We start from the raw sequence: 22,568 nt of genomic DNA on the forward strand, positions 1-22,568 counted from the left end.
GAACGACTCTCCCTTTTGAAAATTATTTAATACTGTTCCCATCAAATACAAAGCGAATATCATACGAAGCATTATAATTAATAATTGGAATATTAATTTTCACCTTGCCATTTAGTTTTTTTGACAAGTCAGCAACTTCAAATTCTACAACTCTAGTATTATCTTTTTTGTTTTCACTTAACACGGTTGTTTCTACAAATTGACCATCTTTTTCTACTTGGAAACTTTTAATAGAAGCACTATCTTTCACTTTAAATGAAACATATTGTTTTCCATTTTTAACTGTTAATGTTGCTGGGCTTTCAAAATAACTATTCATTCTAGACGATTCATCTTTATCGCCTTTCCATACAGTAAAAGCAATATTATATTTTCCATCAGCTAGTTTTGTAGCAGCCTTTGCATCTTGTAAACCTATTGTTGCGATAAATGTAAATAAAACAGCAAATACGGCAATAATCATTTTAAATTGTTTAAACATATATTCATCACCCTTCAAAAGATTTATTTACTCAATTTCACTTTACGAATTAAGAAAGCACCTGAAATAAGAATTAACGCTGCAAACAATCCAATACGTGCTTCATCGCCTGTTTTTGGGTTATCTGTTTTTTCAGCTTTTCCATTTTCATTTTTTGTTTCTTTGTTCGCTTCTTTAGCTGTTTCCTTACTCTCTACTTTTGTTTTCTCTTCTTTTACTTGTGTATCTGTTTTCGCTTGATCATTATTTTTTGTTGTAGCAGCTACACCGTTATCGCCACCTACAGCTTTTACATTTGCATCAAAAGCAAAACGAATTGTGTAGTGGTGGTCATAGTTTGCATTTGGTACAACAACATGGATTTTTACAGCTGCTGGTTTGGATAAATCATCTACTTTAAACTCTACTGTTCTTTTATCTGCCGATTCATCTTTACTAACAACTTTCGCATCAACAAAATTCCCGTTCTCTGGTGCTTTAAATTCTGTAATCCAAGCACTATGATTCATCGGAACTTGTACTCTCATCTCACCGTTTTTCACTATTAATTTTGCTGGCTTTTCAAAATAGTCATTTGCCATTGAAGCTGAATCATTTTCCGCTTTTTGAATTACGTAATTAATATCGTAAGTACCATCAGCTAGTTTTGCTGAAGCATTCCCGTATGGCATTACAAGAAAAGCTAGCATACATACGAACATTATAATAAAAGCGGGTAATACAGAAACCTTTTTCATTTTTCTTGTTTCCTCCTTTGTTATCTTTCACTTCACTTTTTGAAAATGATAATTATTCTCAATTTATAAGAAAAAAATAATCTCTTCTACCTATTATTTAATTAGCATTCTTTTATGTAATATAAGTATTATTGATTATCATTCTCATTTAATGTTAAAAATAATATCTCACCCTATTCCTTATATGAAGGCATAGAAACTGAGAAAAAATTTCAAAACTTATTTATTGATTATCATTCTCAATATAAATCAAAAAAAATAAACTATCTCTTCTCCTCTTCTTTCACCTCTTCCCCCTAACAACACTTTAGTTATAGAAAACCCTTTTCCCTCACTTCCCTTCCAATATTTCCACAACTAAGTCAATCTTAGCCTACTCATAAATTTTTTGTCAACTATATTACGTATAAAATTTTTAATATCTGAATTTCTCTATATGTGGCTTTTTCTACAAAAAAAGAGACTTTCTATTATAGAAAGCCTCTTTTCTCTATTTTTCTACAGCAATTTCCTGCTTTTGAAACTTAGAAACTATATAACCAAATCCTATACCGATTATGCCTGGAACTAACCAACCAATTCCTACACTATATAATGGAATCTTATCTAAAATAGGTGCTAGCGCTGCAATTTGAAGGTTTGCATTGTGTAACCCATCAAAGAAACTTATTGCAAATGCTCCTACAATCCCGCCCACATACATCGCTAATGGAAGACGAACGTAGTTTTCAACAAGTGATAATACGATAAGTACGATTCCAATTGGATAAATGGCGATTAAGATTGGTAATGCTAATGCATTTAACTGAGTTAACCCAAGGTTTGCTACCATAAATGCTAATACACAGAAAATGAAAACGACTTTTTGATAAGAAAGCTTTGGTAATAAGGAAGAGAAGTAATCACCACAAGCTGCAACAATACCTACAGAAGTTGTTAAACATGCTGCTGTAATTGCGATCCCTAGTAATAAAGTTCCGTAGCTACCAAATAAATGATTCACGACATTTGTTAAAATAATTCCTCCGTTTGCGCCCATTCCAAGCGATACACTAGAAGCTCCAAGATACGCAAGCGCTAAATATACAAGTAGTAAACCAAGTGCTGCAATAAATCCTGCAAAGATTGTTACTTTTGCAATACTATTTTTATTTGTAATGCCTTTTTCTTTTAACGCATGAATTACAACATTTCCGAAAACAAGTGCTGCAAGTCCATCTAAAGTTAAATATCCATCAATAAATCCTTTGAAGAGAGGAGCACTATACGCTTCTGTCGGTGCACCAAATTCTCCAATTGGTGTAATAAGTGCTTTACCTACGATAATTGCAATAACTGCTAATAATATTGGAGTTAGTACTTTACCAATACGCCCCACTAATTTCGAAGGATTTAAAGCTAAATAGAAAGTGACTGCAAAGAAAATAAGTGTAAAGATAACAAGTGGATATGACTGACCAGCTATCTCACTTGGTAAAAACGGTGCAACACTCATCTCATAAGCTACTGTTCCTGTACGCGGCACACTTACAAATACGCCTAAACATAAATAAATTGCAGTGATAAAAACAAGTGCGAATATAGGATGTACACGTCCTGCTAGCTCATTAATATCTCCCTTTAAAGCTATAACAATTACTCCTAATAAAGGTAGTCCAACCCCTGTTACGATAAAACCAAACAGCGCGATCCATACGTCCGTTCCAGCACCTTGCCCTAACGCTGGTGGAAAAATCATATTGCCTGCACCAAAAAACAGTGCAAATAACATTAAACTTATTGCAAACATCTCTGAAAACTTTAAAGATGATTTCATTTCTACTAACCTCCTAAAATAATTAATTGACAAAATATTCTGATTTTAAATCCGTCACATATCCTCTTTCAAGCATACTTCCCCGTAAAAGAACGCAAAAAACACCCGTCCCTAACAAAGGGACGAGTGTTGAAATCGTGGTTCCACCCTTATTCTAATAAAATGAATTTATAGCAAAATAAGCTCATTTTATAGCTCGTGTAAATTGATAACGGTTTTATCCGTCAAGAATTACAATGCATCATGTATGCAGTTCACTCTTGAAGTTTAGAGGTGGTAAGCTTGTCTTTTCGTATTAGGAAGCTCACAGCCTAAGGCTCCCCTCTCTGAGAATCGTAAAATACAACTCATGTCCTCATCATTACTTTTATAAAATATCTTGTCGAAACTTGTTGTTTTTTATTATATGGGCTATTTTTTAAAAAATCAATAGTTTTATTTTTTCTGACAAAAAAATATAGGGAGAAAATTTTTCCTCCCTATAACTGCCCTTTTAATATCTCTAATTCCTCAGTTGCAATGTTCCGCCATTTTCCTACTCCAAGCTCATTTAGCTCTATATTCATAATGCGCACTCGCTTTAGCTTTATTACAGTAAATCCGAAAGCACGACTCATTCTACGAATTTGCCTGTTCATTCCTTGCGTTAAAACGATACGAAATGTTGATTGATCGACTCTCGTCACTTTGCACGGCTTCGTCATACCATCTTTAATCTTTACACCGCTGGACATCTCATCAATAAACCAGTCCGTAAAAGGTTTATCGACTGTGACAACATATTCTTTCTCGTGTTCGTGATCACCGTGTAAAATTTGATTGGCAATCGCGCCATCATTCGTTAATAAAATAAGTCCTTCTGATGCTTTATCTAATCGCCCAACTGGAAAGATTCGCTCTGGGTAATTGATATAATCAATAATATTATCTTCAATATGATCAGCTGCTGTACAAGTAATTCCGACTGGTTTATGGAATGCGATATACACCTTTTCTTTCTCTTCTTTCGCAATAACCTGTCCATCAATCGTTACAACATCACCATCGCTCACAAGTGCACCGTGCGTACATATTTCGCCATTAATAGCCACGCGTCCAGCTTTAATAAGGCGGTCTGTTTCACGTCTTGAGCATGATTTTGCTTCGCTTATGTATTGGTTGATTTTCATGTTTTATTCCTTTTCATATATAATAAAAACGTCAATCTATGGCAATATCATTATGCCACGATTGACGCTTTTTCACTTCGCAAAAACAACTAAATAAATAACCCCAATCACCAAAAATATTCCACAACAAGCTAACAATACTTTTGCAAGTTTGTCCATAAACATATAATGGTTTCCCCTTTGTTTCGTTGTTTGCTATTTTAATTCGACAACTGTTACGCCTAGGCCTCCCTCGCCCATGTCACCGTAACGGTAATTCTTCACGCCGCGATGCTTCTTCAAGTAATCTTGTACACCTTGGCGAAGCGCTCCTGTTCCTTTACCGTGAATGATTGATACACGAGGATAACTTGCAAGCTGGGCATCGTCTAAATATTTTTCAACGCGCATCATTGCATCTTCATAACGTTCACCGCGAAGATCAAGTTCCAATGAAACGTGGTAATCTCTACCCTTCACACTTGCGACTGCTTTTTTCTCTGTTTGCTTCGGTGTGTTAATGTATTCCATGTTAGATTCTTTTACTTTCATCTTCAGAATACCGATTTGTACGCTCCACTCTGTATCACTTACTTTTTCAAGTAATTGACCCTTTTGACCGAACGTTAATACTTTTACTTCATCACCTGCGCGTAACTGTTGTTTCGGCGCAGTGTTTTTCACGTTTACTTTTTGTTTCTTCACAAGCTCTGGCGCTGTTCCTTCTAGACGGCTCTTCGCTTCAATAAGCTCATGGTCTTTCACATTTACAAGCTGTGCTTTACGCAATTGACGAAGTTCTTGAATAATCCCTTCTGCTTCTTTCTTCGCAGCTTCGACTTTTTCTTCCCCTTCTTTTTGCGCTTTTAATAGTTTTTCATCACGCTCATCGTTAAACTCAATAATTTGACGTTGCAACTCACGATGAAGTTTCTCAGATTGTTTGCGAAGTGCCTCTGCTTCGTTCCAGTCACGCTCTGCGTTTTTCTGGCTTTCTTCTAACTTCGCAATCATATTTTCAATTTTATTTGTATCTGTACTAATATGGTTACGTGCTTGGTCAATAACGCGATCAGATAATCCAAGGCGCTTCGAAATTTCAAAGGCGTTACTGCGACCTGGTACACCGATTAATAATTTATAAGTTGGACTTAATGTATTTACATCAAACTCAACACTCGCATTAATAACTTGCTCACGGTTGTATCCGTATGCTTTTAATTCTGGGTAATGCGTCGTAGCAACAACGCGAGCACCGCGGTTACATACTTCATCTAAAATCGAAATTGCTAGTGCAGCACCTTCTTGCGGGTCTGTTCCAGCACCTAATTCATCAAATAAAACTAAGCTTTCAAAATCAGCTTTTTCTAAAATATCTACAATGTTCACCATATGTGAGGAGAACGTACTTAAGCTTTGTTCAATCGACTGCTCATCACCGATATCAGCAAAGATATTTTTAAATACACAAATCTCTGACTCATCCATTACTGGAATGTGAAGACCAGATTGCGCCATTAATACACAAATACCAACTGTTTTCAGCGTAACTGTTTTACCACCTGTATTCGGTCCTGTAATAACAATTGTTGTGAAATCTTTACCTAGCATAATGTTATTTGGCACAATAATTTCTGGATCGATTAGCGGATGACGAGCTTGTCTTAAATCCATATAACGCTCGTTATTTACAATTGGTTTCGTTGCTTTAATTCGTTTCGCATAAAAAGCTTTCGCAAAGATGAAATCAAGATTTGCAACTACTTCTACGTTTGATAAAACGATATCGGCTTCTACTGCCACTTCTTCTGTTAACATTAATAAGATGCGTTCAATTTCTTGTTTTTCTTTCACTCGTGCTTCTTGTAGTGCATTATTTAATTCTACAATTACTTGTGGTTCAATAAATAATGTTTGTCCAGAAGCAGATTGGTCGTGAACAATACCGCCATATACGCCGCGGTATTCTTGTTTTACTGGGATTACGTAACGTTCATTACGAATTGTTACAATCGAGTCAGACAGCATCTTTTGCGCGTTTGAAGAACGCGTCATATTTTCTAACTTTTCACGAATACGGCTTTCCGCAGTACGAATTTGAGTACGAATACCACGCAGTTTATCACTCGCACTATCGACTACTTCACCGCCATCACCGATGCAATTTGTAATTTTCTTTTCTAACTCATATAAAGATACAATTTGAGCGACATGAGTTTCTAAAATCGGAAGCTCGACACCGTTATCAGCCATATCTTCAATGAAACGTTTCATATTACGACTACCATACATCGTATTCGCAATATCAAGTAGTTCATTCGGGCTTAACATACTTCCAATCTTTGCACGCTTCACATTCGAGCGAATATCCGTAATGCCACCTAATGGTGCACTACCTTTTAAACGAATGACTTTCGCTGCTTCATCCGTTGTATCTTGCATTTCTACAATTTCTTCAAAATCAGTGCTCGGCACTAAATTCTTCACTTTATCACGGCCAAGTGAAGAGGCTGTATGTTCAAGTAATTGTTCTTTTACTTTATTGTATTCTAATACACGCAACGTTCTTTCTAACATGTTGCAGGTCCCCCTTGTGTTACTTATTACGTTTAATATAGTCTAATAAACGTTCAATATCCCATGTGTTAATCACGTTATCTTTTTGAATCCAACCTTTACGTGCTGCAGCGACACCTGTTTCCATATCTTCTAACATTTCAAGTGTATGAGCATCCGTATTAATCGCTACTTTTACACCAGCATCTTCTGCTTGTTTTAATAATTTCGCGCTTAAATCTAGACGGTTCGGATTCGCATTTAATTCTAAAACTGTATTTGTCTCTTTTGCGAGTTCAATTAATAAATCTGTATCTACATCATAACCCTCACGGCGCCCGAGAAGACGTCCTGTCGGATGGGCAATCATTGTGACATGTTTATTCTCAAGTGCAGTACGCAGACGCTTCATAATCGTTTCACGGTCTTGTGAGAAGCTAGAGTGAATCGCTCCAATGACATAGTCTAATTCTTCTAATACTTCATCATCAAAATCAAGAGAGGCATCTGGTAAAATGTCCATTTCAATTCCGCGTAAAATTGTAATGTCTGGATACTTTTCATTCATACGTTCAATTTCTTTCGCTTGCTCACGAAGACGCTCTTTCGTTAAACCATTCGCTACTTTCAAATATTGCGAGTGATCAGTAATCGCCATAAACTTGTATCCACGAGCACGGCACGCTTGTACCATTTCTTCAATAGAAAAAGCACCGTCACTCCAAGTTGTATGCATATGTAAATCACCTTGTATATCGGAAAACTGAATTAAGTTCGGATACTCTTTAATTAATTCAATTTCTTTTCCATCTTCACGCACTTCTGGCGGAATAAATGGCAGACCGAAATGAGCGAAGAAGTCTTCTTCAGTCTCAAATGTTTTCACTTCACCTGTTTCCAAGTTCTCTACACCGTATTCACTAATTTTCTCGCCTTTATCTTTTGCGATTTGACGCATTTTTACGTTATGGTCCTTTGATCCTGTGAAATGGTGAAGAGTTGTAATAAACTCTTCTGGTTTTACTAAACGAAAATCGATTGAAATATCATATTCATATTGAAGGCGGACAGAAACTTTTGTATCTCCACTTGCGATTACTTCAATCATATTATCGAATTGTAGTAAATGCTCACGTACCGCTGCTGGTTCTGTCGTTGCAATGATAAAATCTAAATCTTTCACTGTCTCACGAACACGGCGTAAGCTACCAGCGCGAGAGAAACGAATTACTTCAGCAATATTCGACAATTTCTCCTCTATTTCCCCGGCAATAGGCAATACCATCGCAATTGGTAAACGCTCTGGACGAGAGCCTACTTGATCGATTGCTTCTAATATTTTCTCTTCTGTCTTCTTACCGAAACCTGCTAAAGCCTGTACTTTATTTTCCTCACAAACAGCTTTTAGCGATTCCATATCAACAACACCAAGTTCTTTATATAACTTAGCCACCTTTTTACCACCAAGTCCTGGTAGTTTTAATAACGGCAATAAGCTACTTGGTACTTCTTTCTCAAGTTCTTGCAATACTTCAGATGTTCCCGATTCTATATATTCTTGAATAACGGCTGCTGTTCCTTTTCCGATTCCTGGAATCTTTGTGAAATCTTCAATTTCAGAAAGACTACGATCGTCACTTTCTAATGCTGCTGCCGCTTTACGAAATGCAGATATTTTAAATGGATTCGCACCCTTTAGTTCCATAAAAAGCCCGATTGTCTCTAATAATTTGATAACTTGTTTTTTATTTACTTTCATCATTGCCCCGCCTTTCTTTCATAGAAAAAAACTTCTCTTTCCGAAAAAAGAGAAGTTATACTCTGCTACCTGTCTGCCATAGTTCCTTCACCTTTTCAGATAGAATCGGTGTATCGTCTACAATTATTTTGCTAATTGATGATTTTTGTAATGGTGTTTGTACTTGTTCAATCGGAAGAATATTTCCAATGATAATTAAGACAAACAAAATAATATATACTTCTAAAAATCCGAGGATTGCCCCCGCAAACGCATTTACTTGCTTTAAAACCGGTATTTCTGCAAACATATTTAACAAATTACCAAGTAATGAAAGTGCAATTTTAGTGATAATAAACAATATGATAAACGCAAGCGCTTGATAAAATACTGTCTCAATATTATTTGCATCAATCCATTCTGGAACAGATACGTTTTTATCAAATGGATACGGAATAAATTTCGCAAGTGCTGGCGCTAAATCTTTACAGTACCAGTATGCAACAAGGTATGCGATAATAAAGCTTGTTAACTTTACAAGTTGCAGAATAAACCCTCTGCGTAAGCCGAGGAAAAATCCCATAACAAGCAGTAAAATGATAATAATATCAATCATGTTATTCCATTCCTTTTTTTGTCATACTTTCTTTCAATTTCTCATGTTCTTCTTTTAATTTTATGTAATCGTGTATGACGTTTACCGCCGTCAATACCGCTAGTCTACTCGTGTCAAGCGAAGGATTCTTGGCATTGAGTTCGCGCATTTTATCATCCACAATCGCTGCTACCATGCGGATATGACTTGTACTTTCATCGCCAACAACTGAATATTGTTGACCATAGATTTCTACATTAATTCGACTTTTCTTTCCCTTTTGTTGTGACAACTCACCGGCCTCCAATCACGTACAGAATCCTAAAGTTTATCATACCATGAACCTTCATAATATGGAAACAGAAAGAACAATCCGATATGATAAAAATAACAATATAAAAAAAGGGGTGACCATTATGTCAAATTCTATCGTAATTCTAACAAATTCTACAGTAATTGAAGACATGAAACAACAATATAAACATTCGCTTAGCCCGAAAACTCCGCAAGGCGGGATCTTCATGGCAAAGGTACCATCTTGCACGATTACAGCGTATAAATCTGGAAAAGTAATGTTCCAAGGAGGCCGCGCTGAAGCAGAAGCTTCTCGTTGGCAAACTGTCTCTCAAACACCGAAAACAGCTGTGAAAAAATCTGTTGATTCCCATCGTTATGCTCCGCCTGCTTCCATCAGTACAATGTCTATTGTAGGGTCTGATGAAGTTGGTACGGGAGATTTCTTTGGACCGATGACAGTCGTTGCTGTATATGTGGATGCAAAGCAAATTCCACTACTAAAAGAACTTGGTGTAAAAGACTCTAAAAACTTAAATGACGATCAAATTACTGCCATTGCGAAACAACTTCTACACGTTGTTCCTTACAGCTCCCTTGTCCTTCATAATGAAAAATATAACGAGCTATTTGATAAAGGAAACAACCAAGGTAAGTTAAAAGCTTTACTACACAATAAAGCTATTACAAACTTATTAGCTAAAATGGCACCTACAAAACCTGAAGGCGTCTTAATCGATCAATTCACACAACCTGATACATACTATAAATATTTAGCAAAACAAAAACAGGTACAGCGTGAAAATGTTTATTTCGCTACGAAAGGTGAAAGCGTCCATTTAGCAGTAGCCGCTGCTTCTATTTTAGCTCGCTACTCATTCGTAAAACAGTTTGACGAACTAAGTAAAAAAGCTGGTATGCCACTTCCAAAAGGTGCTGGTAAACAAGTTGATATCGCCGCTGCTAAATTAATTCAAAAGCTTGGTAAAGAACGATTACCTGAGTTTGTGAAACTGCATTTCGCTAATACAGAGAAGGCGTTTCGCTTATTAAAATAGTATCGACAAAAACAGGAGCCTACAAACTCCTGTTTTTTGTTTCACCCTACTATTGTCCTTGTAATTATGTCACAACATAAATATACATATTATTAAAATTAAAGAAGATAATTCCTATTACTATTTCTATAAATGATTCTAAACATCTTACTAGGTAATCCCATGAAAGACAATTCAAAATTAGGGAGAATATCCAACTATTAAGTGAGCAACAGGAGTTCCAAAATTTAATCGAAAGATATGGTAGATCATTCCTATTAAATTTTCGGATTCGAAAATTTATCGTGAAACACGATGCACAACAAGCTACAACATTTCTGTGAGGAATTTGAATTCATGATTAGAAGAAAAGGATTGTTTACATAAGGAGAGAATTCATATGGACGCTGTGAAAGTTAAAAAATTATTATATGTTTTCATACACCTCGTAGGTCCACTTTCTTACTTCATTATTTCTACTGTTTGGGGCACTTTCTTCACTACTAAATCCACATTCGAAAACATATCTGATAGCCTTAGCGTTATGGCCATCTATTACGTGTTCATAAGTTTACTGTGGTTTTTCTATTTCGATCGATTAGACAAAGACATAAATAAGATTACAAAAGAAATTAACGATAATATGATGTAACACATAACAAAGGAGAGCCCTTAAGACTCTCCTTTGTTATGTTAGCTTCGTTTCTGCTTCTTATTAGATGAAGGTACTTTATGAGAACCTGTTTCATGTGTCGTCGTTCCTTGTCCTTCTACTTCTGGAGAACCTAGGCCCGATCTTGAATGATCTTTTTTCACTTTTTTACTCATTTATATTCACCCCTTCGCGTTACTTTTTGCTACAGGGTAATAAACTATGCAAAATAAAAAGCGAGAGGAAATCCTCTCGCTTTTTTCACATTTTAGAACTCAGAAGAACCTGGAGTTCTTGGGAATGGAATTACGTCACGGATGTTAGCCATACCAGTGATGTACATTAGGAAGCGCTCGAAACCTAGACCGAATCCAGCGTGTTTTGTACCGCCGTATTTTCTAAGTTCTAAGTACCACCAGTAGTCCTCTTCGTTCATACCTAATTCTTTAATTCTGTCTACTAAAACGTCCATTCTTTCTTCACGTTGACTTCCGCCGATTAATTCGCCGATGCCAGGAACTAGAAGGTCAGTAGCAGCTACTGTTTTTCCATCTTCATTCATACGCATGTAGAACGCTTTAATGTCTTTCGGGTAGTCAGTTACGAATACAGGGCGTTTGAAGATCTCTTCTGATAAGTATCTTTCATGCTCTGTTTGTAAGTCAATACCCCATTCTACTGGGTATTTGAAGTCAGCACCTGATTCTTGAAGTACTTTAATTGCTTCTGTATATGTGATGCGACCGAAGTCAGAGTTAATCACGTTGTTCATACGCTCTAGAACTGTTTTATCAACGAAGCTGTTGAAGAAGTCCATTTCTTCTGGTGCATGCTCTAATACATATTTCATTGCATATTTCAGCATATCTTCTGTAAGATCCATTACATCGCCTAACTCAGCGAATGCAATCTCAGGCTCAACCATCCAGAACTCAGCAGCGTGGCGAGTTGTGTTTGAGTTTTCCGCACGGAATGTAGGTCCGAATGTATATACATCACGGAATGCTAATGCATACGCTTCAGCGTTCAGCTGTCCACTTACTGTTAAGTTTGTTTCTTTACCGAAGAAGTCTTTTGATTCATCAACTTTTCCGTCTTCACCTTTTGGTACGTTATTTAAATCTTGCGTTGTTACGCGGAACATTTCGCCAGCACCTTCTGTATCACTACCAGTGATGATTGGTGTGTGGACATGTACAAATCCACGCTCTTGGAAGAACTGGTGAATCGCAAATGCTGCGATAGAACGTACGCGGAACGTTGCAGAGAATGCATTTGTTCTTGGACGTAAGTGAGCGATTGTACGTAAGTATTCAAACGTATGACGCTTCTTTTGAAGTGGGTAATCAGAATCTGATAAGCCCTCGATATCAATTTTTTCTGCTTTAATTTCAAATGGTTGCTTCGCTCCAGGCGTTGCAATTACTTTACCTTCTACTTTCACCGAAGAGCTAAGTGGAAGCTTTGCAATTTCTTTAAAGTTCTCTAATTCTGTATCGAAAACGATTTGAACGCTTTTGAAGAAGCTACCGTCGTTTAATTCGATGAAACCAAATGCTTTTGAATCACGTAAGTTACGAATCCACCCTGATACTTGTACTGTTTGACCTGCATACTTTTCTGTATCTCTATACAGACTTTTTACTAATGTGTTTTCCATAGTGAAATTCTCCTTTGCTGATATATTTAAATACAAAAAAACCTTTCATCCATAAAGGGACGAAAGGTTAAACTTCGCGGTACCACCCAATTTGTCATAAAGACCAACTTTAACTCGTATGTAATACATACTTCCCGGTTTGTAACAGGCCGGATTCCCGTCTAAGTCTACTCTTGAATACAAGATTCAATTTCGGTTAGCAACTCCAAGGTGTTCTTCACATATACCGCCTCATCAGGCTCTCACCGCCCCTGACTCGCTTTGGATTATAGTATATACTACTTTTCCTTATCATCGTCTTTCATTTTGTTAAACTAAAATTAATGTACTACATTCGAGAGAAAGATGCAAGATGCCAGAAAATATATAAGCGATTTTTGTAATATATCGACTTACCGACATCTGTCGACGATTGTGCAATAAAAAAAATTGCCGGAATGAATCCGGCAATTTTCTAATTACTTACGTAACTCCGCACCAAATTTCTCTTCTACCGTTGTTAATACACGGTTATGCGCTTCTGTTACTTCTTCATCTGTTAACGTACGTTCTGCATCGAAGTAAGTCATAGAGAATGCAAGTGATTTCTTGCCTTCTTCCATTTTTTCACCTTCGTATAAGTCGAATAGTGTTACGTCTTTCAGAAGTTCTCCGCCAGCTTCAGCAATGACTTGCTTCATTTCACCAGCTTTTGTTTCTTTTGTTACTACAACAGCCATGTCACGTGTCATAGATGGGAAACGTGGAATTGCTGAGTAGTAAGTTTCTTCTGCGTCTGCACCGAATACTTTTACAAGAGATAGTTCGAATACGAATGTATTTTTCACATCTAATTGTTTTTCTGCTTCTGGGTGCAATTGACCGATGAAACCAATTACTTCGCCATCTAATACGATATCAGCTGTACGGCCTGGATGCATACCTTCACGTTTTGCTGGTGCATATGTGATTTGGTTTGAAACGCCAAGTACGTCGAATAGTCCTTCTAGTACACCTTTCATAACGAAGAAGTCTACTACTTTCTTCTCACCTTGCCATGCATGGTGAAGAGCAAGACCTGTCATAACACCTGCAAGGTGTTGTTCTTCTTTCGGAAGTTCTCCTGCTTCTGTTGGTAAGAAGATAGAACCTACTTCGTACAAAGCAACGCTGTCGTTTTTACGAGCAACATTGTATGAAACTGCTTCTAGCAATTGTGGCACTAAGCTTAAACGAAGTTGGCTGCGCTCTTCGCTCATTGGAAGCGCAAGGTTTACAGGTGCTTTTTCGTTTGGCTCAACCATGTATTGTTTCGCTTTGTCAGCGCTTGTTAATGAATACGTGATTGCTTCATATAAACCAGCACCCTCTAAGAAGCGGCGTACTGTACGACGTTTCGTTTGTGCTGATGTTAATTTACCACGAGTCATCGTTCCAGAAGGTAATGTAACTGGAATGTGGTCATAACCGTATAAACGGCCCACTTCTTCTACTAAGTCTTCTGAAATTGCAATATCAGGACGACGTGCTGGTACATTTACATGGAATGTTCCTTCTACTTCTGTGAATGGGAATTTCAAGTTTGTAAACATTGTACCCATTTCACTCGCAGAAATATTTGTACCTAATACACGGTTTACTTTTTCAGCAGTAACAGATACTGTACGCTCTTGTACTTGTAAGTTGTCAGCTTCTACTACACCTTCAAGCGCTTCACCGCCAGCATATTTCGCCATTAAAGCAGCTGCGTGTTGAATTGCTTCAAATGTACGTGTTGGGTCGATTCCTTTTTCGAAACGTGCACTTGATTCACTACGAAGACCTAAGTCTTTTGATGTACGACGCACTGTTTGACCTGCAAAGTATGCAGACTCAATTAGAACGTTTACCGTCTCATTTGTAACTTCAGAATCCGCTCCGCCCATTACACCAGCAACAGCTAAAGCTTTTGTTCCGTTTGTAATTACAAGGTGGTGGCTTTGTAATGTACGCTCTTGATCATCTAACGTTTCAATTTTTTCGCCTTCTTTTGCAAGACGAACAACGATTTCTTTTGAACCTAATTTATCGTAATCGAATGCATGTAACGGTTGACCGTATTCCATTAAAATGTAGTTTGTAATATCAACTACGTTGCTAATTGGACGAATGCCAGCTGCCATAAGACGAGTTTGCATCCACATTGGTGATGGACCAATCTTTACGTTTTTAACCATTTTTGCAATGTATAATGGGTTTTCTTCTTTCGCTTCTACACTTACAGAAATATAATCAGAAGTTTTTTCTGCTGTTTCTTGTAATTCGATAGCTGGAAGTTTTACTTCGCGGCCGTAAATAGCAGCCACTTCATATGCAACACCTAACATGTTTAAGCAATCTGCACGGTTTGGTGTTAAACCAAGCTCAAGTACTTCATCGTGTAAGTTTAAAATTTCAAGTGCATCTGCACCAACTTCAGCGTCACTTGGGAAGATGAAGATACCATCTGCATATTCTTTTGAAACTAACTTTCCATCAATGCCAAGCTCTTGAAGAGCACAAACCATACCGTGAGAAGCTTCACCACGTAGTTTTGCTTTTTTAATTTTGAAGTTACCAGGAAGTACAGCACCAACTTTTGCAACTGGTACTTTTAAACCTTTTGCAATATTAGCAGCTCCACAAATAATTTGAACTGGCTCTTCTTCACCGATATCGATTAAGCATTTGCTTAATTTATCAGCTTCTGGGTGTTTTTCACATTCTAATACGTGACCAACTACAACACCTTTTACACCTTTATTTAATACTTCAACGCCTTCTACTTCAATACCACTTTTCGTGATTTTGTCTGCTAGTTCTTGTGCTGTTACATCTTTAATATCTACATACTCTTGTAACCAACGATATGATACGAACATATTTATCCTCTCCTTCCCTTACGCTCGTTTGAATTGTTGTAAGAAACGTACATCATTTGTATAGAAATGACGAATGTCATCTACGCCGTATTTCAACATTGCGATACGCTCTGCGCCCATACCGAATGCGAAACCTTGATATTCTTTTGAATCATAACCAGCCATTTCAAGTACGTTCGGGTGAACCATACCTGCGCCTAAAATTTCAATCCAGCCAGTTCCTTTACAAGTGCCGCAACCTTTGCCATGACACATCATACAAGAAATATCCATCTCTACAGATGGCTCTGTGAATGGGAAGAAACTTGGACGAAGACGGATTTCACGATCTTCACCGAACATCTTTTTCACGAATACTTGCAGTGTACCTTTTAAGTCACTCATACGAATGTTTTTATCAATTACAAGACCTTCAATTTGCATGAACTGATGTGAATGCGTCGCATCATCATCATCGCGGCGATACACTTTACCAGGACAAATAATTTTGATTGGGCCTTTTTCTTTATTATTTTCCATCGTACGTGCTTGCACAGAAGATGTATGTGTACGTAGTAACGTTTCTTCTGTAATGTAGAATGTATCTTGCATGTCACGTGCTGGGTGATCTTTCGGTAAGTTTAGTGCTTCGAAGTTGTAGTAGTCTTTTTCTACTTCTGTTCCTTCAGCTACTTCATAACCCATACCGATGAATACATCTTCAATTTGTTCAACAACAGCTGTTAACGGATGGTGACAACCTGTTTCAACAGGACGACCTGGTAATGTAACATCAATTGTTTCCGTAGCTAATTTCGCTTCAATTACTGCTTTTTCTAAGTTACCAATTTTGTCTTCTAGACGCGTTTGAATCGCTTCACGTACTTCATTTACTAATGCTCCCATACGTGGACGCTCTTCTGCTGATAATTTTCCCATGCCGCGTAATACTTCTGTAATTGGACCTTTTTTTCCTAAATACGCTACGCGTACGTCGTTTAAGCCCTTTAGCTCTTTCGCTTCTTCAATAAGCTCTAACGCTTTTTGCTTTAGCTCTTTTAAACGTGCTTCCATTTTGGAACCCTCCTAATTTTAAAAATAAAAAAACCTCGCTCCCAAAAAGGGACGAGGTAAATTCGCGGTACCACCCTAAATTGACAGAACAAGTCTGCCCACTCATTAGTTATAACGATCAATTCTGACCGGAACGCCTTTACATATACATGGTCCTGGCGTCAACTCCAGAGGTGAATTCACTTCCGTCTACCATAAGAATGCTTTCAGTCTACGGCACTCTCTCCCTATATGGCGATTTTGTAAGCTACTCTTCTCTATCAACGTTTTTCGTTATTTAACTTTTAATATAATGTACTTCAACTTATTATAAGAAGTTTTTTATTTGTTCGCAACCGGGCTTTGCAAATAATACGTTAAAATCCCTGCTGCAACCGCAACATTTAATGATTCTGCCCCGCCGTAAATCGGAATATACAAGTTTTGATCCGTTTTTGCAAGAATTTCTTGGCTTACGCCGCTTCCTTCATTTCCTACAATTAATGCAAAACTTCCGGCCGGAGTTACTTCACCATACGGAACTCCATTTTCAAGAGCTGTTCCATATACAGGAACGTTATTTTCTTTTAACTTATCTACCCATTCTTCTAAGTTCCCTTTTACAACTGGTAAGTGGAAAATAGAACCTTGTGTAGAACGAAGCACTTTACTATTATATGCATCAACGCATCCTTCTCCAAGCACAACGGCATGAATACCAGCTGCATCAGCTGTACGAATAATTGTTCCTAAATTACCTGGGTCTTGCAGGCCATCTAATAAAAGGAATTTCCCATCAGTAAGAGCTACTTCTTTCTCATGCTTCTCACAAACAGCAAATACACCTTGCGTCGTTTCTGTTTCACGAAGTATTTTTACAATCGCCTCAGGCACGATATACATTTCCACATCATTAACTGTCCAATCTTTCGGAAGGTCTGTCTGATCTGAAACGATAAGTTCTGTTACAATTCCTGCCTTCAGAGCTTCCTCGACTAAGTGAAATCCTTCTACAAAAAATAAACCTTTTTTATCGCGTTCTTTTTTCGTTTGCAGCTTTTTCCACTGCTTTACACGCGGATTTTGTACTGAATCAATGTTTTTCATAATATGTATTTCCCTCTCTTCTTGTCTTATCATTATAGCCTATTTTTCATACATATTTACATAAAAAAGAACAAAAACTAACGTCAGTTTCAATTCTGAAGAAGAGGTGAAAGCAATGAGTTTTAATTTACGCGGTGCCGTATTAGCGAATGTATCTGGTAATTCACAAGATCAATTACAAGAAACAATTGTCGATGCAATTCAAAGCGGTGAAGAAAAAATGCTTCCAGGTCTTGGTGTTTTATTTGAAGTCATTTGGAAAAACGCTGATGAAAATGAAAAGCACGAAATGTTAGAAACACTAGAGCAAGGATTAAAAAAATAAGCAATTTGAAAATCACCTTTGCATAAGCTAAGGTGATTTTTTTACGAAAAAATTTTTCTTCTCCTAAACATTTCTACTTTACTAACGAACTATGATGGAGTACAATGTTCAAAATACATTTAAACCGATCGATTTTTCTTCATATACATCATTAGATAAAAGGAGTGAATGTTTTATGCACCGTATTACGCTTGAACAAGTTTTTAAACATCACATTACACAAAAATACGTAAACCGTTCTGGAATGGTCCACGCGATTGCTGTCGCTTACCATGCGTTTCACTTAGCTAAAAAGCATCACGCCTCAGTCGATGCTGCGACAAAAGCCGGTTTCCTTCATGATATCGGACATCATACGTGGTACACAGGCGGCGAATGGGACTATGACTTATATAAAAAGAATGATATCCATGCAATTAAAGGCGCAGAAAGAGCTCATAAATTACTTATTAGATTGGGAGAGCATCCAAAACTAGCAAAAGAAATTTCTATCGCAATTCTTCTTCATACAGATTCTTTCTTAGTGGAACAAGAAATTGAAAGAACATCTCTTCAAAACATTATTAAATGGGCAGACGAAGCAGATGAAGAACCAGGCGGAGCTCATCATTATAGAACGATTTCTTATGAAAAAGCACTTAAAGCTATTCAGCAATTAGATCGATTGGTAGAGCGTGAATTGCAAATAGAGCAAGCAAAATTGAATAACAAGGCAGAACATAGTTATCAATGAGAAAGAGGCATCACTACAGGGTGATACCTCTTTTATTATTTTATGGAAAATAAACCTTTATCCCGCATTAACGGGCAGTAAGACCCCCACCTCGAAATTCAGCAAAGACGAGGAAGTTAGATGGGGAATCAACTGCCCGTAAAAGCCCGATTGGTGAGGGCTGATAATCAGTGGGGGATGAACCTCCCCAATGATTAAAGTTTCACTTTATATGTAATATTTAAATGTTACATTCAAAAACAATTTACTTTATAATTAAATATACAAATATAAAAGAGGTGATTTTACAAATGCAACCCGCTACACAGCTTTCTAATGAACAAAAACACTCGATGTCATGGGGACAATTTATTAGCTCTGTTTTATTCGCCTTTTTTGGAACTGGACTTATTACTGTGTTCCTCGCAATGCCATTAACAATTTATACAGCAGGTCTTACAGATAAAAAACAAGTTGCCCTGTATGAATCTATTGCAAATACTGCAAGTACCGTATTACAACTAGCTGTATTGTTATTCTTCATTTTTAAATTCGAACCCGCAAAAAAATTACTACTAAAGTCTTTTAACTTTAAAACACTGAAAGAATGGCGCACATACGTATACTTACTTCTTTTCTTCGTTATCAACATCATACTCAATTACATCTTGTTAAATTATGTGTTCCAAGACGCAACAAAGCAGCAATCTTCCGCACTAAGCTTAGACGTCTTTAAGCAATATCAAATATTATTACTTCTCAGCTTTGCAATACTCACACCCATTTTTGAAGAACTTATTTTCCGTGGTTTTATACTTCGCTTCTTCTCAGAACGCTTTCCATTTTGGATTGCAGCCATCGTAACAAGTTTCTTCTTCGGTATCGCTCATACATACTCACTTGGGGTAATGGTAATTACTTTCTTTATGGGATTATTAATGGCCATTTTATGTAAAAAAACAAAGTCCATTATTCCAGCTATGTTATTTCATATTATGAATAACATGTTGGCATTCTTGAGTTAAAAAGAGGTATCATCGCGATACCTCTCTTTACTCTTTTATCATAACTTCAAACTCTTCTGCGGTTAGCGTTTTTGATAATCCGTATCGTTATTACCCATTTCCTTCAATTCATATATACTCATTAATAATATCCAAAATAAACCTCATGTAGTAAAATATAACTTAATTCACATAAAGGAGTTTACATATGTTCAGTATTATTTGGATGCTTTTCACGCCACTTCTCTTACTATGCGGGATTGCTGGTGGTATTTTTTTAATAGTAACAGGGATTAAATATCGGAAATTACTCGTTGGTTTAATGGGGCTACTTACCCTATCCTTTGTCACACTACCTTTTGTTCTTTTAAGTGTAGGGATTCATATCGATACAATTTTCCCGATTCCAACTGCTCTATACTGGACGCTATTTTCTTTAACTGGATTATTAGCAGGGGTAAGTGGAGTACAAGCAAAAATTAAAAGTATACGTAATATGGGATTCATTATTTTTACCACTGGAATATTAGGGGTTATTTTCTGGGTACTCATGTCTGTAGGTGATTCATTCTATATATAACATTTTTTGAAACCCACAAATCGGAGGTAATACAGAAGTGTTTGGAATATTAACTTGGATGATTTTAGCTCTTACTTTAATGTTATGCGAATTCATCGTCGGCATTTTTTTAATTATTGCTGGCATGAAACATCGTAAATTACTTACCATTATAGCTGGTTTCACTAGCATATTACTCATCGTTGTTCCTATTGTTTGTATAGGTTCTGGAATAGATTTAGAGGGGATGGTTCCAATTTCGGGAACTTTATATTGGTGCTTCTTCTCTTTAGCTGGACTATTAGCTATTATAAGCGGCAGGCAAATATCGAGTATTTGTTCTATGGGGACAATTTTGTTTATAACAGGGCTGTGCTCCGTAACTGGTTATCATTTTTTATATCTCACTCTTTAAAAAGGCAAAAAAGCAGGGAAATTAATTCCCTGCTTTTCTATTTGGTTTATTGCCTGATGGTAAGAAGAACGATAACACCCAAGCAATCCCTGCAAGTATCGTTGCAATTAAGAAGGCATCGTTAATACCGTTAATTGCAGATAGCTTTGAAATTTGTCCATATAATAGTTGTGTGCTCATCGCGTCTCCTGCTTGAGCTGATCCAGCTAAGGCCGCTAAGCTTTGACCCATGCCGTGTACTTTATCAACTAAAATTGGGTTTGATGTTGTTAACATGTTGCCGTAATCTGCTACGTGAGCAGTCGTTTGTTGCGTCATAAGTGTAATTAAAATCGCTGTTCCGATTGAACCCGCTACTTGTCTTGACGTATTTTGCGTTGCTGTACCGTGAGAAATTAATTTCATCGGCAGCGCGTTCATACCAGCTGTCATAATTGGCATCATAATGAATGACATACCAATTGAACGTATAATATAATCCGTCATAATAACGCTATACGGTGTATCCATCGATAATTTTGTAAATTCATATGTCGCATACGTCGTAATTGCCAATCCAATTATCGCTAATGGACGAATGCCATATTTATCGAATAATTTACCCGCCACTGGTCCCATGATCCCCATAATTAATGATCCTGGAAGAAGTAGTAAACCAGATTCAATTGGCGTAAAGCCACGAATGTTTTGCAGATATACTGGAAGCAATAACATACCTCCGAATAATGCCATCGTAACGATTGCGTTAATTACTAAAGTAAAAGTAAATACTGGATATTTAAATACTTGTAAATCAAGCATTTTATTGTCCGTTGTTAACTCTCTCCAAATAAATAACGCTAAACCAATTACACCGATAACAAGTGAAATAATGACTTCTGCACTAGTCCAACTATTATTTCCAGCTTCACTAAATCCGTACAATAAGCTTCCTAGTCCAATACTTGAACTAACCACACCGAATATATCTAATTTCGTTTTAGACACTGGCTGAGCTAGTGTAAAGAATTTTAAAGATAGAAACGTAATAATTAAACCAATAATAAACATCGCATAGAACATTAAGTTCCAGCTATAGTTTTCAATCACCCAACCTGTTACAGTTGGTCCGATAGCTGGCGCTAAAATCATCGCTACACCTAGTAATCCCATCGCCGCTCCGCGTTTATGAGGCGGGAATAACGTCATAAAGATATTCATACCAACCGGCATTAAAATACCCGCACCAACTGCTTGAATTACGCGACCTGTCATCATCATTGTAAAGTTTCCTGAAGTAGCACAAATGATAGATCCTACCGTGAAGAATAACATTGCTGCTACGAATAATTTACGATACGTAAATCGTGAAACTAAAAAGGCACTAATCGGTACTAAAATACCATTTACAAGCATGAAGCCTGTAATTAACCATTGTGCTGTTGAAGTTGATACATTAAATTCATTCATTAACGGAGGTAATGCAACGTTAATGATTGTTTGGTTTAAAATAGAAACGAACATGCCGAGAATTAATACAGCTACAACTGCTTTTACGTTCACATTCTCTACAGGCATAGACATTTGTTTTTTCGGCACTTCTTTTTCTTGTTTTACTTCTTCTTGCTTTCCTGTTTCTAACTCAACTACATTAGAAATTTCCGATTCTTGCTTTCGTTCAATTTCTTTCTCTTCTGTTTCAACTTTACTTACTTCTATTTTACTTACGGCTGGGACTTGTTCTTCTCCCATTTTCGTTTTTTTCTTTCGTAAAAGACGATTTACAAGGAAGAAGACGATTATACAAAATAGTGCATATCCTGCAATTACAATTGAGGACAT

At 36.9% G+C, this 22,568-nt stretch carries 21 protein-coding genes, 1 pseudogene and 3 other annotated features; of the genes and pseudogenes, 8 read left to right on the forward strand and 14 right to left on the reverse strand.

Going from position 1 to position 22,568, the window contains the following annotated elements; genetic code table 11:
* Positions 1-22 precede the first annotated feature (22 nt).
* From ACO6VI_RS00915 to zapA, 8 genes are all read right to left on the reverse strand, one after another.
* Positions 23-481, reverse strand: a complete 459-nt coding sequence (locus ACO6VI_RS00915; protein WP_023523142.1) for an NEAT domain-containing protein — start codon at positions 479-481, stop codon at positions 23-25.
* 23 nt (positions 482-504) lie between these two features.
* Positions 505-1,218, reverse strand: coding sequence for a heme uptake protein IsdC (gene isdC, locus ACO6VI_RS00920; RefSeq protein WP_000757939.1), 714 nt, complete (start codon positions 1,216-1,218; stop codon positions 505-507).
* A 490-nt stretch (positions 1,219-1,708) separates the two neighbouring features.
* Entirely contained in the window at positions 1,709-3,034 is a 1,326-nt protein-coding gene (gene brnQ6 / locus ACO6VI_RS00925; protein WP_000842650.1) for a branched-chain amino acid transport system II carrier protein BrnQ6, read from the reverse strand.
* 115 nt (positions 3,035-3,149) lie between these two features.
* Positions 3,150-3,405 (reverse strand) — a binding site (T-box leader).
* A gap of 108 nt (positions 3,406-3,513) precedes the next feature.
* A complete protein-coding gene (locus ACO6VI_RS00930; protein WP_000700737.1) occupies positions 3,514-4,203 on the reverse strand; it encodes a 23S rRNA pseudouridine(2604) synthase RluF in 690 nt (229 codons plus the stop codon).
* 195 nt (positions 4,204-4,398) lie between these two features.
* Positions 4,399-6,759 (reverse strand): endonuclease MutS2, encoded by a 2,361-nt coding sequence (locus ACO6VI_RS00935; RefSeq protein WP_000893743.1) that lies wholly within the window; start codon positions 6,757-6,759, stop codon positions 4,399-4,401.
* A gap of 19 nt (positions 6,760-6,778) precedes the next feature.
* Positions 6,779-8,497, reverse strand: a complete 1,719-nt coding sequence (gene polX, locus ACO6VI_RS00940; protein WP_161520051.1) for a DNA polymerase/3'-5' exonuclease PolX — start codon at positions 8,495-8,497, stop codon at positions 6,779-6,781.
* 55 nt (positions 8,498-8,552) lie between these two features.
* A complete protein-coding gene (locus tag ACO6VI_RS00945) occupies positions 8,553-9,092 on the reverse strand; it encodes a CvpA family protein (RefSeq protein ID WP_000565409.1) in 540 nt (179 codons plus the stop codon).
* 1 nt (position 9,093) lies between these two features.
* Positions 9,094-9,363, reverse strand: a complete 270-nt coding sequence (zapA, locus tag ACO6VI_RS00950; RefSeq protein ID WP_000082701.1) for a cell division protein ZapA — start codon at positions 9,361-9,363, stop codon at positions 9,094-9,096.
* Positions 9,364-9,487: 124 nt separating this feature from the next.
* On the opposite strand from zapA, the gene rnhC reads away from it, so the two are divergent.
* From rnhC to ACO6VI_RS00965, 3 genes and pseudogenes are all read left to right on the forward strand, one after another.
* Positions 9,488-10,423: a ribonuclease HIII gene (gene rnhC, locus ACO6VI_RS00955; RefSeq protein WP_000071564.1), complete on the forward strand. Its 936-nt coding sequence runs from the start codon at positions 9,488-9,490 to the stop codon at positions 10,421-10,423.
* Positions 10,424-10,555: 132 nt separating this feature from the next.
* A pseudogene (locus tag ACO6VI_RS00960) lies at positions 10,556-10,789 on the forward strand (hypothetical protein).
* A gap of 13 nt (positions 10,790-10,802) precedes the next feature.
* The gene (locus tag ACO6VI_RS00965) at positions 10,803-11,054 is read left to right on the forward strand and encodes a hypothetical protein (RefSeq protein ID WP_000340262.1); all 252 of its coding nucleotides are present in this window, start codon (positions 10,803-10,805) and stop codon (positions 11,052-11,054) included.
* A 41-nt stretch (positions 11,055-11,095) separates the two neighbouring features.
* Here ACO6VI_RS00965 and ACO6VI_RS00970 read toward each other — a convergent pair whose 3' ends face one another.
* From ACO6VI_RS00970 to ACO6VI_RS00990, 5 genes are all read right to left on the reverse strand, one after another.
* Positions 11,096-11,230, reverse strand: a complete 135-nt coding sequence (locus ACO6VI_RS00970; RefSeq protein ID WP_000039588.1) for a YuzL family protein — start codon at positions 11,228-11,230, stop codon at positions 11,096-11,098.
* Between the two features lie 92 nt (positions 11,231-11,322).
* On the reverse strand, positions 11,323-12,714 hold the full coding sequence (asnS, locus tag ACO6VI_RS00975; RefSeq protein WP_000432188.1) for an asparagine--tRNA ligase: 1,392 nt from the start codon (positions 12,712-12,714) through the stop codon (positions 11,323-11,325).
* 52 nt (positions 12,715-12,766) lie between these two features.
* Positions 12,767-13,018, reverse strand: a binding site (T-box leader).
* A gap of 154 nt (positions 13,019-13,172) precedes the next feature.
* Positions 13,173-15,593, reverse strand: a complete 2,421-nt coding sequence (gene pheT / locus ACO6VI_RS00980) for a phenylalanine--tRNA ligase subunit beta (protein ID WP_422422961.1) — start codon at positions 15,591-15,593, stop codon at positions 13,173-13,175.
* 18 nt (positions 15,594-15,611) lie between these two features.
* Positions 15,612-16,646 (reverse strand): phenylalanine--tRNA ligase subunit alpha, encoded by a 1,035-nt coding sequence (gene pheS / locus ACO6VI_RS00985; protein WP_000388220.1) that lies wholly within the window; start codon positions 16,644-16,646, stop codon positions 15,612-15,614.
* A 44-nt stretch (positions 16,647-16,690) separates the two neighbouring features.
* Positions 16,691-16,919: a binding site (T-box leader), on the reverse strand.
* Positions 16,920-16,967: 48 nt separating this feature from the next.
* Positions 16,968-17,765, reverse strand: a complete 798-nt coding sequence (locus tag ACO6VI_RS00990; protein WP_065485378.1) for a TrmH family RNA methyltransferase — start codon at positions 17,763-17,765, stop codon at positions 16,968-16,970.
* A gap of 82 nt (positions 17,766-17,847) precedes the next feature.
* On the opposite strand from ACO6VI_RS00990, the gene sspI reads away from it, so the two are divergent.
* From sspI to ACO6VI_RS01015, 5 genes are all read left to right on the forward strand, one after another.
* On the forward strand, positions 17,848-18,057 hold the full coding sequence (gene sspI, locus ACO6VI_RS00995) for a small acid-soluble spore protein SspI (RefSeq protein ID WP_000009509.1): 210 nt from the start codon (positions 17,848-17,850) through the stop codon (positions 18,055-18,057).
* A 175-nt stretch (positions 18,058-18,232) separates the two neighbouring features.
* Entirely contained in the window at positions 18,233-18,790 is a 558-nt protein-coding gene (locus ACO6VI_RS01000; RefSeq protein ID WP_000554803.1) for an HD domain-containing protein, read from the forward strand.
* Positions 18,791-19,080: 290 nt separating this feature from the next.
* Positions 19,081-19,794 carry a CPBP family intramembrane glutamic endopeptidase gene (locus ACO6VI_RS01005; RefSeq protein WP_001182112.1) on the forward strand — a complete coding sequence of 238 codons (714 nt, stop codon included), beginning with the start codon at positions 19,081-19,083 and terminating at the stop codon, positions 19,792-19,794.
* 187 nt (positions 19,795-19,981) lie between these two features.
* Positions 19,982-20,353: a hypothetical protein gene (locus ACO6VI_RS01010; protein WP_000491397.1), complete on the forward strand. Its 372-nt coding sequence runs from the start codon at positions 19,982-19,984 to the stop codon at positions 20,351-20,353.
* A gap of 37 nt (positions 20,354-20,390) precedes the next feature.
* A complete protein-coding gene (locus tag ACO6VI_RS01015) occupies positions 20,391-20,747 on the forward strand; it encodes a hypothetical protein (RefSeq protein WP_000467059.1) in 357 nt (118 codons plus the stop codon).
* A 21-nt stretch (positions 20,748-20,768) separates the two neighbouring features.
* Here ACO6VI_RS01015 and ACO6VI_RS01020 read toward each other — a convergent pair whose 3' ends face one another.
* Positions 20,769-22,568 carry a DHA2 family efflux MFS transporter permease subunit gene (locus ACO6VI_RS01020; RefSeq protein WP_000095293.1) on the reverse strand — a complete coding sequence of 600 codons (1,800 nt, stop codon included), beginning with the start codon at positions 22,566-22,568 and terminating at the stop codon, positions 20,769-20,771.

Source organism: Bacillus sp. PSXD-155 (assembly GCF_049310765.1).
In the GTDB taxonomy this organism is placed as follows: domain Bacteria; phylum Bacillota; class Bacilli; order Bacillales; family Bacillaceae_G; genus Bacillus_A; species Bacillus_A cereus.

Coding starts and splice junctions, on each gene's coding strand:
- rnhC (WP_000071564.1), top strand. CDS start 9,488: ATGTCAAATTCTATCGTAATTCTAACAAATTCTACAGTAATTGAAGAC.
- ACO6VI_RS00970 (WP_000039588.1), bottom strand. CDS start 11,230: ATGAGTAAAAAAGTGAAAAAAGATCATTCAAGATCGGGCCTAGGTTCT.
- ACO6VI_RS01010 (WP_000491397.1), top strand. CDS start 19,982: ATGTTCAGTATTATTTGGATGCTTTTCACGCCACTTCTCTTACTATGC.
- brnQ6 (WP_000842650.1), bottom strand. CDS start 3,034: ATGAAATCATCTTTAAAGTTTTCAGAGATGTTTGCAATAAGTTTAATG.
- asnS (WP_000432188.1), bottom strand. CDS start 12,714: ATGGAAAACACATTAGTAAAAAGTCTGTATAGAGATACAGAAAAGTAT.
- ACO6VI_RS01005 (WP_001182112.1), top strand. CDS start 19,081: ATGCAACCCGCTACACAGCTTTCTAATGAACAAAAACACTCGATGTCA.
- ACO6VI_RS00930 (WP_000700737.1), bottom strand. CDS start 4,203: ATGAAAATCAACCAATACATAAGCGAAGCAAAATCATGCTCAAGACGT.
- ACO6VI_RS01020 (WP_000095293.1), bottom strand. CDS start 22,568: ATGTCCTCAATTGTAATTGCAGGATATGCACTATTTTGTATAATCGTC.
- ACO6VI_RS00945 (WP_000565409.1), bottom strand. CDS start 9,092: ATGATTGATATTATTATCATTTTACTGCTTGTTATGGGATTTTTCCTC.
- ACO6VI_RS00915 (WP_023523142.1), bottom strand. CDS start 481: ATGTTTAAACAATTTAAAATGATTATTGCCGTATTTGCTGTTTTATTT.
- polX (WP_161520051.1), bottom strand. CDS start 8,497: ATGAAAGTAAATAAAAAACAAGTTATCAAATTATTAGAGACAATCGGG.
- ACO6VI_RS01000 (WP_000554803.1), top strand. CDS start 18,233: ATGCACCGTATTACGCTTGAACAAGTTTTTAAACATCACATTACACAA.
- sspI (WP_000009509.1), top strand. CDS start 17,848: ATGAGTTTTAATTTACGCGGTGCCGTATTAGCGAATGTATCTGGTAAT.
- ACO6VI_RS00935 (WP_000893743.1), bottom strand. CDS start 6,759: ATGTTAGAAAGAACGTTGCGTGTATTAGAATACAATAAAGTAAAAGAA.
- ACO6VI_RS00990 (WP_065485378.1), bottom strand. CDS start 17,765: ATGATAAGACAAGAAGAGAGGGAAATACATATTATGAAAAACATTGAT.
- isdC (WP_000757939.1), bottom strand. CDS start 1,218: ATGAAAAAGGTTTCTGTATTACCCGCTTTTATTATAATGTTCGTATGT.
- pheT (WP_422422961.1), bottom strand. CDS start 15,593: ATGTTCGTATCATATCGTTGGTTACAAGAGTATGTAGATATTAAAGAT.
- ACO6VI_RS00965 (WP_000340262.1), top strand. CDS start 10,803: ATGGACGCTGTGAAAGTTAAAAAATTATTATATGTTTTCATACACCTC.
- pheS (WP_000388220.1), bottom strand. CDS start 16,646: ATGGAAGCACGTTTAAAAGAGCTAAAGCAAAAAGCGTTAGAGCTTATT.